This is a genomic window from Vibrio sp. PID17_43 (genome assembly GCF_002608565.1).
GTDB lineage: Bacteria > Pseudomonadota > Gammaproteobacteria > Enterobacterales > Vibrionaceae > Vibrio.
In genome coordinates, this window is record NZ_LIXM01000004.1 from 46990 (window position 1) to 61993 (window position 15004).

A 15004-nucleotide genomic window follows, 5' to 3' on the forward strand; every position below is an offset into this window, starting at 1 on the left:
CCCCTCGACCGCTCCATCCACACTGAAACCATAACGTCACGCTATCATTTAGTGCCTATTGTTTGATAATGGCGATTTTTTCTAGCTCTAAGCCTGGCTTAACAAAGTCAATATCTAAGGTGTAAAAACCCGGGGTCAACTTCACTTGTAAACCTTCGACCGTGATTAACTCACCGTCGGTGCCGTGCAATGGCAGCGTCATGCTAAAATCACCATTAAACGACAAACTGCACGATGATTGCGCCAACGAATCTCGCTCGTACTTCATCACACCATTAAACTGGTAAACCCCTGCCTCACGGACTTCGATAACCACCGAAGCATTCACTTTTGTATTCAGTACAATATCTTGACCAATAGGTTGAATTTGCGCCTCTGGCGCTTCGTTTTGCGCAACAAATGTTTTGATCGGCTCATACGCCTTCAACGGGCGATCCATAACTGGCGCAGCCATAATAAAGCGACAAATGTTCATCGCACTGCGTTGTAATTCGCCAATAGTGAGCGTGCCGTTTTCCAACGCTTCTAACGTGTCATCGCCCATAGCATTGCTTTCAGCGCCATCATTTTCCACCACCATATACAGGTCATTTTGTGCACGCACCATGAACGAGGTGAAGGTTTTACTCTCCGCTCCAGCTTCAACAGGATCGTTCATTTTCGCCCACCAATCCGTCATGACGATACCAGTGTAGCCCCATTCTTCACGCAAAATCGTGGTGTTAAGATCATAGTTTGATGCCGCCCAATGACCATTAACCGGGTTATACGACGTCATGATGGTCGATGCCTGCCCCTCTTTCACCGCCATCTCGAAAGGTTTAATATGCACTTCACGTAGCGCACGTTCCGACATAATGCTGTCGACATCAACACGCGCGGTTTCCTGATCGTTTGCCGCATAATGTTTGATGGTGCCCGACACCCCCGCCTTACTTAAGCCACGAGTTTGCGCCGCCGCCATGACACCCGTCATAAACGGGTCTTCAGAGAAATACTCAAAGTTACGGCCATTTAATGGATGACGATGAATATTAATGCCAGGACCAAGCAAGGTATCGATGTGATTCGCTCGTAGCTCTTGGCCGATCAAATAAAACAACTCTTCGTTCAACGCTGAGTTCCAAGTACAACCGAGCAACGTGCCGATCGGAACTTGGGTCGCTTTATGACCGCTGTCCATACGGATTCCAGAAGGGCCATCCGCTGCTGCTGCAACTGGAATCCCCAATTCAAACAGACTGTCACACACCCCTCCAAAGGCAGCAGCCGTCCCCGGCGTGACTTTTGGGCTGCACATGCCTTCACCGCGAACAATGGTTGCTAACTGCTCTGGTGTCATTTGAGCGACAAACGTGGCTAGGCTTGCTTTGCCCTGCTTAACGTCGATAAGTTTAATGCCTTGGTTACCGGTGATTTCATAACTGCGTGGCATGTTCGCTTGAATACGTTCCGCCAAATTTACTGTGCGCTGTGGTACTGCTTCACGGCTCAAATGGAACACACCATTATCATTCTTTTGTGCTGGCTTGATACGTTCAAACTCATGGATAGGCGCACAAGCTTCACTTAGCGCTTCAATCACCAACAGCGCTTCCAGCTCCAGCGTTGCTTCGATAGCTTGAGCATGACGCACACTGCCACCCAAGCAGAACTGATAAGTCCCCGCTTCTAAAACGTAGCAGCTACGATGACCCGTCACGCCGCTGTCATCGTAAGAAGCCAACGATGCAACCGGAACGGAAATGCGCACCACTTCACTTGCGCCTGGTTGAATTGTTTGCGTTTTGGCAAAGCCTGCCAGAACTCGCGAAGGCTTACCCAATTCACCCTGTGGCGCTTCAACATACAGTTGCACAACCTCTTTACTAGCAAACTCTTTGCCCAGGTTGGTTACCTTGATATCAAAGTGAATAACAGCGTCAGCCCCCGCACCTTCGTACTTGAACATCACTAATTCGCGCTGAAATTCGGTGTAAGATAAACCTGCACCAAATTCAAACTGCACCACTTCCGGATTGAAAGTTTCAAAATAACGGTAGCCAACGTAAATATCTTCCGCGTAGACGTTGCGATCTTTGCGTCCAAAGTTAGCAGACGATGGATAGTCAGCCAGTTGGTAAGCAATCGAATCCGTCAGGCGTCCACTTGGTGATTGTAAACCAGACACCACATCCGCCAGACCATGACCACCTTCCATACCAGCCGCCCAGCTATATAGTACCGCTTTGATTGACGAGTGATTTTCAACGGAATTAAGCCACGCCATGTCCATGATGTTGGTCACGTTCATTACAATAATCACATCGGTGAAATGACGATTCACTTTCGCGATCATGTCCAACTCTTTCTCAGTCAGGCGATAACTGCCCGCTTCATCCGCATTATCTTGGTCTTCACCAGCGGTACGGCCAATAAAGACCATCGCCTTGTTCGATTGTTCGGCCGCTTTCGCCACCAGATCGTCAGTCAATGGCATTTCTTGCTGGAACCAAGGCTCGGCAGCCCAACCACCACCGCCATCATCAAATGGGTGATCCGCAATCCAGTCTTGATAAATCGCAACTAACTCTTCATTCAAACGCACATGACTATTCGCACGCAGACCATCTAACGCACTGATTGCGTATGGAACGTTTACCGCGCCACCAGAGCCAGTACCACTGCGGTAAGTGTCGATTTGGCAACGACCAAACAGAGAAACGTTATCTTGCGCGTTCAATGGCAGCGCAGAGTCAGTATTTTTCAGCAGTACGATCCCTTCTGCCGCGGCTTGGCGGCTGACTGGGACCAGGTTATTTTGCGCTTGGCTAATTCGATTATTGTTCATATACAACCACACAACCGTTCACTTTTGTTTCTTGGAATGAGATCTGACTAAGTACGACTCTTGCGTCATGCGAAGTCACGTTATTAATTATTGAAATTAACAGGGGATGTGCTCGGAATTTTTCTTTAAAGAAAAACGTCACTAGCCCCGCAAAAACAGGCTAAAAACACCGGTTAAGATTCTTTTTACTGTGGAGAAATAGTATGCTGAGCAGGTGCGCCATTCTACCAAAATGGCGACAAAAAAAAGGAATATCGCGACATGAGCATTACCTATCAACTCAAAGCACATCAGAAACATCCCCACCTTAAGTTTGCTTACGTGGATGGGCATCATCATTGCGATTTTGCCGCGCATAAACATGACTTTTCTGAACTGTTTTTGGTGGTAAGCGGTAGCGGTAAGCACACGGTCGCCAACTACGAGTATCCGCTGCATAAAGGCGATGTGTTTGTCATCAACGGCGATATTGAACACGGCTTTCGAGACGTCAATAGACTCAAAATTATCAACTTAATGTTCGACTCACAAACCCCATTTTTTGAAATCCCTTCGATGCGTCAGTTGTCTGGTTATCAAGCCATGTTCAAAGTAGAGCCCATTGCACGCCAGACAACAGAATACAAGGCGAAGCTCACTCTCGACTGCCAGCAATTGCCAAAAATTGAACGCCTGCTCCACACGTTAAAAAATGAATACCAAGCGTCACAACCAGGGTTTGAGGTCATGCTCACGAGCTTAATGCAGCAGTTGGTTATCGCATTAGCGCGCATGTATCAAAATCAAAGCGAGGACTTGCCACAGACCACTTTGGCACTAAGCCGAGCATTGGTCTTTATTGAGCAACATTTTAACGATATCGGGGTGAATAGTGACGCGATAGCCAAAGCGGCCTTTATCAGTAAACGTCAATTAGAAAGGCTATTTCGCCAGTTCTTAAACACCTCTCCAAATCAATACCTGCGAGAAGTACAGCTCAATTACGCCACCAAACTGCTGTGTGATGAAAATGAACGCTCGGTGCTGAACATCGCCGAAGAATGTGGCTTTGCCGACAGTAATTATTTCTCGAAGTGCTTTAAGCAGAAATTTCAGCGCAGTCCGAGAAGTTACCGTAAAGAATATTTCTTACACGACATAAAAAAGCCGCTCTCTGAGCGGCTATGAATGGGCATCCATTCACTGCAATATAATCGAGCTCCCCCGTTAGTACTCAAACAACTTGGAACACATCAAGGCTCCTGTTTTGACTCTATTCTCTCGCATATTGCTAACTTAATGTGGTGCAGCCCCCAAGAACTGCACCCGAGTTATGAGCAAAAGCAGTGATTACCACCACATATCTGCTTGGAAACCAACAATAAAATCACCATCTTTACTGTTACCTTCTTGGTCTTCACCACCTAGGTAAGAAGCAAGCAAACGGATTTCCGGGTTCGGACCAAAGCCAGAACTTACCACCATCGTTGGTGCAACCGTCAGTTTGTAATCGTACGAACTCTTTGATTCACCGTTACGATCTTCATAGTTGTACATCATGCCGCCTTCTGTCGCGATAAAGAAGTTTTGCGCAACAGGGAAGGAAGGACGAACCATTGCTGACACCCACCCGTCTGAAGATTTATCTTCAAAATCATTATATTGCGTTTGGATTGAGTGGAAAACGCTCACGCCATTTTCAAAGAAGTAACCACCCCAAACCAAACCACGCACCGACATGTTGTCCTCATCAACCGCTTTAACACATGAGGTACCACAGCCTGTACCTGTGGTTAGCCAGCTTTGATAATCACTACCAGGTTTGTACGTGTTGTAAGTGGTGATAGTGCCACCTAACAGGTTACCTGAACCTAAACCTTTACCCGCTTGAACAATGTACTTAGTAAAGCCTTTATCAGACAAGCCAAACACAGAATCGCTGTTGTAAATACCGGTCATTTCAAAGCCGCTTTCAGCGAAAACCTCTTCTTTATCATCAGACAGTTTTACCACGTTATCTGGCATGAACTTCGCCATCGCCATCACTTCAAGTGAGCCAAAGTTTACCCCTGCATGCAACGCATGCATGATATTGTTACTATCACCCCAAAAATTTGTATCGCCTGAGTCATCACTAGCAATGTAAGCAAAATCCCATGCATTACCACCTAGTTGGACGCCTTCAATACCAAACCCCGTCCCTGACATATCGGTATAGAAGAAGTCGGTCATGAAAATATAATTTTCTTTACCGTAAAAACGCTTACCACCCCAGATAACACCTGTTTCAGAAACGTTTTCAAACTCAACGAACGTTTCAACTAAACCAACTTCACTGTTTGCTGCATCTGCGTTTGTACCAAGTTGGTTAGACGCTAGTTGTGCGTTGTTAGCGCCAAGGCGAGTTTTGATTCGGATTTTTTGATCTGCGTCATTAACAAAGTTTTTCTGTAGCGCAAGCTCAAAATGGTTGTCAGACTCCACACCCATGCGACCTAAACGCTCTTTCGATGCAGGGAATTTAGCGCGTTTAAAATCGTCATTTTCACTGAAAAGAGCGCCAGCACGGAAATAACCGTGGAACTCAAAACCATCGGATTTCTCAGCGTGAACAACCGGTGCTGCGGATAAACCTGCTGTCGCAACCAAGCAAGCAAGGGTAAGCTTAGAAAGTTTCATATTAACTCCATGTTCTATCAAATGCCTTCAAAGAAAGCGCTTTCTTTTTATTTTAAAAAAAACTGAACATCCATGACGATCACAATGAATATGCATGCGTACAATAGTACAAAGAAACCAATAATATATAGCCTCAAGTACTTTGTTCAGTATGTTGAAATTATAAATTGATCATTAAGCATAAACCGTGACCCCACCCATCAAAGAAAGCGCTTTCTTGGTTATTGATCACAAATCTATATACAAATTATCAATTTCTTGTCTAGTGACCTTTGAGTATGCCCATTTATGTATCAGAGAGTTATCTATAAACAGGCCCCAAAAGCATCCAAATTAAGAAAAGCAAAAAGCTCGCAAAATCACTTTTGCGAGCTTTGGTTACACATTTTGATTACGGTTTCGCAAAACGCACGTTATCTAAACTAAATGTCATCGCGGCTGTAGGCTCAAACACGAGTAAGTTAGTGATAGCCGCTGGGTCAGCTTGATTGCCAGCGACAAAACGGTTTGTTTGTGCAAGCAGGTCCGCGAGCTTAATTCGCACTTCACCCCATTGTCCCATTTCTGGCAATGTTACCGTCATGTCAGATGCTTTAGGCCACCCGCTGTCGGTTTTCACCATCAGTTCACTGCCATCGGTCATCTCATCCACTTTGATATCAAACACTAATTCACCCGTTTCCAACCAGTGTCTTATATCCGTTGTCGGTGAACGGAAGTAGATGTTACCTGCGCCATTTTGTTTTGTAATCTTAAGCACTTTACCGCGGCTAACCTCGTCAATTTCTTCATGCTCGATGAGATTCATTGGATCGTAACTGCCATATGCGAGGCTGCTGTTGAGCGCATCTTCAAAAATCGCCAACAGTGGACCATCTGCGTAACTGTCATCTTGTGCCAAAATGGCTGGTGCTTTAAGACCATCGAGTACGATCGCTTGTTCACCAACCGCTGCACAACCTTTGCCTTTCCATCGATCGACACCACATCGATAAACTTTGACGGAATCTACAAGCAAGGTTTTCGGATAATCGTTGTCATCCACACCTTTTTCATTCGCATTCGCCGACCAGGCACCACCGACCGCCAGATTGAGTAATAAGTGGAATCGCTCATCAAAAGGCGCTGGGGATTTTGCATTCACCAGTTGGCCATCAACTTCATATTGACTGTACCAACCATCAGCCGTTTGTGTCGCATAGTGAATATTGTCTACATACCAGCGGATTTCGCCCTCTTCCCACTCAATTGCATAGGTATGAAAACCATCGGCTGGATTAACCCCATCTGGTAAGGTAGCCGCTTGCCCTGTGTATACGTTATCAGGCCATTTTTTTCCATAATGTAAGCTGCCGTATATGCGATTTTCTTTATCACCCGGTTTCGCCCCTGGCGCATCAGATTGCGCTTTTAAGTTCACCGCTTCTAAAATATCGATTTCGCCTGATGCTGCCCAAGTGCCATATTTATTGTCAGTTGGTAACATCCAAAATGCAGGCCAAGTTCCCTGACCGGTTGGCAGCTTAGCGCGGATTTCAAAACGACCATATTTGTGGTCTCGTTTACCTTTAGTGCGAAGACGTGCCGAAGTAAACGGTAGCGTTTTGTTTGCCCCCGGTTTACCTTCTGCGTCATCCGGGCCAGTAAAACTTTCTTTATGAGCTACGATGTGCAATAAGCCATCTTGAACAAAGGCATTGCGTGCGCGTTTAGTATAGCACTGCTGTTCATTGTTTCCTCCGCCCCAACAGTTTTCTTCTAAAGACCAATTACGACTGCTGATTTTGTCACCTTCAAACTCATCTTCCCATACTAGCTGCCATTTATCGCTTGGTTCAACAGGAGTATTGGTTAATACAGTAGGCTTTTTAGTTAAGCTGAAATCCGTTCCACCATCGTGGTCACCAGTTGATTGACACCCTGCCAACAAACCCATGGTCACAGCGAGGCCAAGTGGTTTGAGTATGTTTTTTTGCATCCAAGTTCTCCAGCAGCATATGCGCTGCAAATGTTACTAATCAATCCATATCGCATACTGCTTTTGCCTGCACTGATCGCGCTGCACAAACACATATGCTGACAATTATTATTGTTAAAATTCGGCTATACCTTGTGATATAGCCGATTATGATTAAAGCGATATCAAATCCGATAACGCTTTAACTTGACGTTTTAGTTAGTTAAACCAAGAGATGTTTCTAAATTGAATATCTGCACCCGTCAGGCCATCCTTACCCTCGTTGTGAACCATGAATGGTGCAACCACCTTGGTTAAATCCGGTGCGCCTGAGAACTTAGAGATGTCAACTTCTATGACTTGCCATTCTTCAGTCAACGTATACTCACCCTCGTTAATACGAATTGAGTGATTAGAAGCCCATTGCCCCCCCGTATCCGATTGGAAGCCAACACCAAAACCAAACTCAGCCAGTGGCTTACCGTTTTCGGTGGTACCACGGATCTCAAACTTCAGTGTTTTAATATCGCTAAAGTCACGGACACTGTTATCACCAATATGGGCACCCCATCCCCAATCGAGCGCGCTAGCAGGGTCCGTCGCAATGGTCAAGATGCCGTTATCATCAATGCCAGCCCAAGCGGTGCCTTCCCACGCAAATGCATCTGCGCCTTCATAAACAGCCGAACCCAGCACTCGGAACTCTCCGTCAACAAGCGGCTCATCCGGTTGTACGATAGGTGCATTCGGTGGTGCCAACACATCAGCCATCAACGAAGACAAAACACCTCCATAGCTTGCCGTAAAATCACAATCTCGCGTCAAACCCAGTTGGTTTAACGTTTCAACTTTGTCCCAAGCAACGTATTTGACATTACAATCCATATCAATCAAGCCAAAGTGCTGCTCTGAATGCCCATCATTATTCGCATCCCCTTTCCATGGCTCATCAAATGCTTGGAAGAAGAAGAGTGACACATTTTCATTCGCTGAAAAATCACGCATATCATCGTGGAATCTTTTCTGCTTGTATTCATCCGCAGCTTGAGTACCACCCGCACCGTACGCTTCGGTAGAAAGAGAAGACCACCCCGTTTCGCCGATATGAATTGGCTTAGTTGGATCGACACTGTTGATAAATTGTTGAGCGAGGGCAAATTGCTCCAAGGAACGAACATAAGCTTTGTCCATTGACAGAGCTATCTGCTCTTCCTTAGTAAGGGATTGATCCTGCTCTGATATTTTCCAATCCGTTTTAAAATTCGGATCCCACTGAGTATCATGGAAAGCATAGGTATGTAGGGAAACGTAGTCCACCGCTTTAATAAGCGCTTTAAGTTCAGATTGTTCATTGTGGTTTGCATTGGTATCTTGTCCTGCCCACACAGCCCAGTTATCTGACGTGGTCACCCACAAGTCTTTCGTCGCGTCATTTTCTTGCTTCCAACTTTGAAGGTCATTGACGTGATTAAGAATGATAGATGGGTGAACTTTGTAACTCTCAGCCCAATTGACCATCGCCTCATTGCCCACAGCAATCACTTTAACGATATCAGGGTATTCAAGAGCCAGCTCCTTAGCTTTCGCTAATTCCAACTGGTTATTTGGCGAATCAACTGAAGAGTCAATTGCCTGGCCAGTCCATGAGTTCAGAGCATCAATCCAAACACCTAGCATCACATACATTTCAAAGTTTTCATCTTCTGCTTTGAGAAGACGAATCGCTTCAAGAAGATTTTCCGTGTTACTCTCACCATCAAGGCCTTTAAAGCCTTGTGTGTTGTACGTACGGATGACCTTAATCCCCATGGCAGAAAGAACTCGCATATCTTCCATCTGATCAGCCACAGAAGGAACCGTATCACCATCCATTCGTTCTTTCGTTCGCCACGCGCCATATGAAATGGCTTGGTACTCTGGATTACCTAATAACGGTTTGCCTGAGTCTGACGTCGGGTAAGTTTCAGGTTTCGGTTGAGCAAGTAAACCATAACCTTCATGACGAATGTTGTGCCAATAAAATACACGCTCAGTACCTTGGTTACCAAAATCAAAGAATAAGCTCTTCTTATCGTACACCGCCTCTGAATCCAATTTACCAGCAAAATCGAAGGTCAACATTTCCCACTCATTCGCTTTGGTCGTGTTCACTTGGACATCAACGAATTGGTCTTGATTATTGGCATTTTCAACTTTAAGCATGATAGGTAGATCGACGGCTGGGGCATAAACCCACATGGTTACCTGGCTGCGCTCATCGTTGAAGTCAAGAACCTTTGTATCAGGCAAAGTCGTTCCTGCCCACGTTTCAGCAGATGACGGTTTTGTCGTTTTAACCACCGAACCGAGTGGTTTTAACGAACGCAAAGCTACACTCGACACGCCATCAGGGTTATCAACATTGGCATCGGTTATGGTTCCACCGAAAGGGAGGTGCTGACCATCAAGATTTAATATATAGTCGGGTGCAACGGATACTGTTGGCGTAACAACCTCCCCCCCATTATCACCTCCGTCACTAGGTGGCGGAGCAGTTTTGACACTGTCGCCACCACACCCCAGTAGTGCAAGGCTAATCGCAGAACACAGTGCAGCTTTGGCAAATTGAGACCGCTGATTAATTATTCTCATTCTATCTTTCCTTGTTGTTTCATGTTGACCTTTCCCACAAAAGAAAGCGCTTTCTTTGGCGAGCGTTCAATTTTTCTTGATGTGTGGTATCTACGATGTATCTCGGTCACTTATTACAGTCTTCACAGACATAAAAGAGACAATACATATCTACATCATAATGTCATTAACAAACAAAAACGTGAGACACCCCATAAAGAAAGCGCTTTCTTTATGCATTGATCACATGACGTACAAAATATTAATAAAATTGGGTGCCGTGATAATTAGGCTGGAACAAATTGTGTAATTGTGATGTTTTCTCTTTAGCTATCATCACAATACAAGTAATATGGTGCCTATTATGTAGAGGATAAGGTACTTCCCGTTGATCACAATTAAAGAAGTCTCTGAGTTGGCTAATGTGTCTCAGTCGACCGTCTCTCGCGTACTAAATGGACACCCTACGGTTAAAGAAGTTAATCGAAAAAAAGTATTTGATGCCATTGAGAAGCTTGGCTACAAACCCAATGCATTTGCCCAAGCTCTCGCATCGAGTCGTTCAAACAGTATTGGTATGCTTGTCGGGTCGTTAGATGGCCCATTTTATGGACCATTAATGCACAATGCTGAAAACACTGTTCGTGATAGCAACAATCACCTGATCGTTACCAGCGGTTTAGAGTCACACGCAAGAGAAATTGATTCGATCAACTTCTTGCGCTCCAAACAAGTCGATGGACTGATTATCCATTCAGATATGTTATCTGACGATGAGTTGATTGATGTCATTGAGAAGAATCCCGCGACCATCGTACTCAACCGTTATATTCCAGAAGTTGCCAATAAATGCATTTTTATCGATAACGAACTGGGGGGCTATCTCGCCACAAAACACATGCTAGAGCGTGGGCATACTAAAGTGGCCTGCATCACAGGTCAGCTAAGTAAAATTGACAGTCGTGATCGTTTGCAAGGTTACCGCCATGCACTAACTGAATTTGGGATAGAATTTGACACGAACCTGATAGTCGAGGGCCGCTTTGACCATGAGGAGCGCGGATTAAACCACACGTGTGCCCGCCGTTTACTAGAACGAGACTCGAACATTACCGCCATTTTCTGCCATAACGACAACATTGCATTAGCGGTGTACGACGTCGCCTATGAGCGCGGCTTAGAAATCGGACGCGATATTTCCGTTGTCGGTTTTGATAACGACAGCCACAGCCAACACATGCGGCCAAAACTGACAACGGTAAACTTCCCGGTTCGAGAAATGGGGATTGAAGCGGCGAAAGGAGTGATTGCTTTGGTCAACAAGCAAGACTACTCACTCAAACATAAATTAACACCAGAGTTAATCGTACGCGAGTCTGTCAGAGATCGTTAAGCTTCTGATTTTAAACGTTGTCAATAAAAAGGCCCCGATATGATATCGGGGCCTTTTTTGTATCGGTTTTGTTTATGGGCGTAATAATGCTTCCGGAATGGACACCACCACTTTCTCAATCTCTCCTGAACGAGCAAAGATAGGGTTGCTCAGCTCTTTCGAGATAACGAGGCTATCCACCACAAGACACTCACCTGTTGATTTGGTGAGCATCACTCCCGCTTGTTTATCAGCCCCCACGACCTTATAAATAAATGGTACTTGACAGAGGGTAAATGCCAATTGATCTTTTTCAACCACATAACTTTGCGTATTGCCCGCCACGCTTTGACAAGAGAACGATGCTGGCTCAGTCAGGAATTCATTACGATTGAGCAATCGAGGATCGATACGAATTTCACCGTTTTCCACCATAATACCGAGCTCAGTAAAGCGCGTGATCACTTCTTCTTTCACTTGACCAGTCATGCCCGGTTGCTGCGCACCAGCATGCTTTGGCGTGTGCGAGTATGGGTCAGTTGGGAATGCGCCGTAATTTTCTGGTGTTTTATTAAAGCCAATACCAGCGCGTACGCGGTAGTAGTATTCCGCTAACTTTTGCGTTTCTTCGCTATTGGCATCAAGTTCACGCGCCACCAAGTAGTTTTCTTGCACAGCAAGCAATAGCTTGGAAACCATATGCCAGTAGATACTACCCAGTCCTTCGTAACCAAACATGGTGCCTGAGCGGCCAGTAAACGCTTTGTGATTGAATACTTCTTCGTAAAGCGCCTCTACCCCTTCCCAGTCTTCATCTGTCGCGTCGGCGTAATCACCACACAACTTGTGGATTTGCGCTTTCAAGTAGCCATTGTTTTCTAGGCTCGCATGAAAGTGGAATTGACCTTGCGCATCAGCCATCACCAAACGTTGATCGCCTTTGCCCAACATTTTGCTTAGCACTGGTATCGCGCTAATTTGCTCCTCGGTCAGGCAATTCTTATTCATGAATGCACTTAAGTCACGATCTGGATACAACATGAAGCTGTCTTGATCTTCGCGATACATCTCGCTAGCGAATAGGTTATCCAGTAAGGTCACCGCTTGTGCTGGTGTAAGTACACCTGCACTTAATACTGCAACTTGACCTTCCAACATTGGGTACAACTCTTCAACCTGCAGGCTTTCTGCTGAGTAAGTCAGAATGTTGTACGCATTGTACAACCCATCTTCGCGTAAGTTGCTAGCAATGCTGGCATCCAATACCGTTAAGCTCACCTCAAGCAGCTGCTGAATCGCTGATGCTTCTACTGTCGTCTTGCCAGAAAAGCCATTTACACGGTAAACACGTTGACGGAAATCTTCTGCGGCTTTTTCTAGCTGAGTCAGAATCGCTTTGCGGGTTTGGCGCGTCACCGTTTCTTGACGGATCTCTTTTGCTGCCTCAGACAGAATACGTGTGGTTGAAAGTAACCATTCGAACACCTCTTTCGACATGCTGACGGAAGCAGGCGCATCGGCAAGCAGTTGCTGCAAAAAGGCAATATAACGACGCATGTAATATAACGTGACCATCGACAAACCATTGCCGACAATAGCGTTGTTGGCATCGTTCCATTCCGGACGCTGGGTATTCAGCCAAATACCGCCATCCAGAACCAAGTTGCTGAGCTTCGCCAACAGTGGCACTAGCACTTTCTCGGTCAAGTTAACCATGTAAATGTCGTTGTCACGACCAAGAACCAATCGACCATCGCTGCCCATTGCATCAACGCGTTGTTCGATACTGTGTTGCAGCTCATCATTGAAGGTCACGGTGTCTTTCGGATTGTCGAACAGCTTCTCAACATCGCACAACTCGTAAGGCACGTTGGCGTAGCTGAAGATATCTGACTGCATCAGTGCAAGTAGGTCTTCACGCTGATATTTATCTGCGAGTTCTAAGAACTTGAGCAAGTAGATGATTTGGTGATCCCCCCAGTAACCGATGTTACTCCATGGGTCATCCGCCTCTAGCATTTCCCAGTCAATGCCGTCTTTGGTGATGCGATATGGGTTGTAGCCGTCCATTGTAGATGCGTTCACAAACTTCGCTAAGAAAGATGGAATGAAGCCAGGATAGCTAAGCGCAATCGCCTCCCAGTTTTGGAAGATATCACGCCAGTTGCCTTGATAAGAAAGCAAACGCTCACCATTGTCGTCTTTAAGTTTGATTTCATAGTGGTTCCAAGGGCGGCTTGGATCGCCATGACGACGACCGAATGTCAGCGGCAGATATTCGTAGCTTAAACGGATTAACTGCGCATCTTCACTTTGCTTGGCCAGGCTGACAAGCTCTGTATGGGTAAACTGATCCGGTAGGTCGGCGAACAACCCGACGTGACGCTCAAACACAATGCGGTTGGCGTTGCGAATCGTCGCTAGCACATCTTTCTTGTCTAACGTGTAGTTGTTTTCAAATACCCCACCGCGCATGTTATTAAACAGTACGTTGGCGTAGTGGTGTACGCTGGTTGCTTCTTCAGCCGTAATTTGCCACGCATCTGCGCCAGACATCAAACTGATCAATTCTTGCTGGTTGGCAGCAATGCTCTGCTCAACTACTTCCGTCATGTTGATTGGCTGGACAAGACGGTGGCGCATCGCCGTAACATCACTGTGATTCTTGTCGATATCCGCAATAATCAACCAAGACTTGTTCTGATTTGCGTCGAGCTTAATAGACTTGTGGATCAAGTAGCTACCACGCACCCCTTTAGTTAGGGTTTCGTTACTAATTTCACGACCTTGACGGAACGCGCTCACTTGTTCGCTGCTCAATAGACGCTGACCGTAATCATTGTCGATACTGAACACGGTGGTTGCGAGCAAGGATTCGGCAGGCTCGGCACGATCACTGAGTTTCGCGTACATGGTGAAGAGCGCAAGTGAGCTACCATCGAGCAACTCATTCCACTTGTAAGCATCCACTAATGCACTCCGTGTTTGCAATGCCGACAATGGCGCACCAGATGGCAATAGGTTTTGCAGACCATCAATTAGCTCCATCTCTCGAGCCTTACCTGATAGGTCCGTGATTTGTGAGCGACGAACAAAACCAAACTCTTCACTGGTGTTCCAGCTGTATTGGAACTTTAGTTGTAACGTATGGTTAAGCTCTTCAAAAACAATCTTGTCACCAATGGTGTTTTTGTACAGATGACGCTCAACTTGGTACAACCCATCGTGATGGCGATTGAACGGTTCCCACATGGCAACGCCTTGCTCACCTGCGACTTTGATGATGGTTTTCGAACCAGTGTTTTCCGCACTCTCATGGATGTGGTCGACGGATTTGTATGGAAACAGCGCGTTCTCTGGACGAATGCGTCCCGCAGATAAGCTACCAGTGGATGAGATGAATAACCAGTGATCGCTAGCAGAAACCACACTGATGAAAAACGGGTTCATTTGGTCGACGTGAGAAATCTTGTAGTAACGTTCACCGTCTAAATCAACGAAACTTCCCTCTACGGTTGGGCTAGAAAAATGTTCAAAATTCATAATGTTCTTCCAATATTTATGAAAGCGCTTTCGA

Annotated in this window: 7 protein-coding genes; 2 read left to right on the forward strand and 5 right to left on the reverse strand. The window is 45.8% G+C overall.

Features of this window, described 5'->3' with window-relative positions; all coding sequences use genetic code 11:
- Positions 1 to 55: 55 nt before the first annotated feature.
- Positions 56 to 2830, reverse strand: coding sequence for a glycoside hydrolase family 3 C-terminal domain-containing protein (locus AK965_RS04035; protein ID WP_099078400.1), 2775 nt, complete (start codon positions 2828 to 2830; stop codon positions 56 to 58).
- A gap of 261 nt (positions 2831 to 3091) precedes the next feature.
- Here AK965_RS04035 and AK965_RS04040 point away from each other — a divergent pair, with 261 nt between their 5' ends.
- Positions 3092 to 3997 carry a helix-turn-helix domain-containing protein gene (locus AK965_RS04040; protein WP_099078401.1) on the forward strand — a complete coding sequence of 302 codons (906 nt, stop codon included), beginning with the start codon at positions 3092 to 3094 and terminating at the stop codon, positions 3995 to 3997.
- A gap of 162 nt (positions 3998 to 4159) precedes the next feature.
- On the opposite strand, the gene AK965_RS04045 is transcribed toward AK965_RS04040, so the two are convergent.
- The 3 genes from AK965_RS04045 to AK965_RS20530 form a co-directional block, all read right to left on the reverse strand.
- The gene (locus tag AK965_RS04045) at positions 4160 to 5488 is read right to left on the reverse strand and encodes a carbohydrate porin (RefSeq protein WP_099078402.1); all 1329 of its coding nucleotides are present in this window, start codon (positions 5486 to 5488) and stop codon (positions 4160 to 4162) included.
- 391 nt (positions 5489 to 5879) lie between these two features.
- The gene (locus tag AK965_RS04050; RefSeq protein WP_099078403.1) at positions 5880 to 7466 is read right to left on the reverse strand and encodes a glycoside hydrolase family 16 protein; all 1587 of its coding nucleotides are present in this window, start codon (positions 7464 to 7466) and stop codon (positions 5880 to 5882) included.
- A 198-nt stretch (positions 7467 to 7664) separates the two neighbouring features.
- Positions 7665 to 10076 (reverse strand): hypothetical protein, encoded by a 2412-nt coding sequence (locus AK965_RS20530; RefSeq protein WP_216360609.1) that lies wholly within the window; start codon positions 10074 to 10076, stop codon positions 7665 to 7667.
- A gap of 367 nt (positions 10077 to 10443) precedes the next feature.
- On the opposite strand from AK965_RS20530, the gene AK965_RS04060 reads away from it, so the two are divergent.
- Complete coding sequence (locus AK965_RS04060; RefSeq protein WP_099078404.1) at positions 10444 to 11448, forward strand: LacI family DNA-binding transcriptional regulator; 1005 nt, start codon at positions 10444 to 10446, stop codon at positions 11446 to 11448.
- A gap of 72 nt (positions 11449 to 11520) precedes the next feature.
- Here the strand turns inward: AK965_RS04060 and AK965_RS04065 are convergent, their stop codons facing one another.
- Positions 11521 to 14970 carry a hypothetical protein gene (locus AK965_RS04065; protein ID WP_099078405.1) on the reverse strand — a complete coding sequence of 1150 codons (3450 nt, stop codon included), beginning with the start codon at positions 14968 to 14970 and terminating at the stop codon, positions 11521 to 11523.
- Positions 14971 to 15004 lie beyond the last annotated feature (34 nt).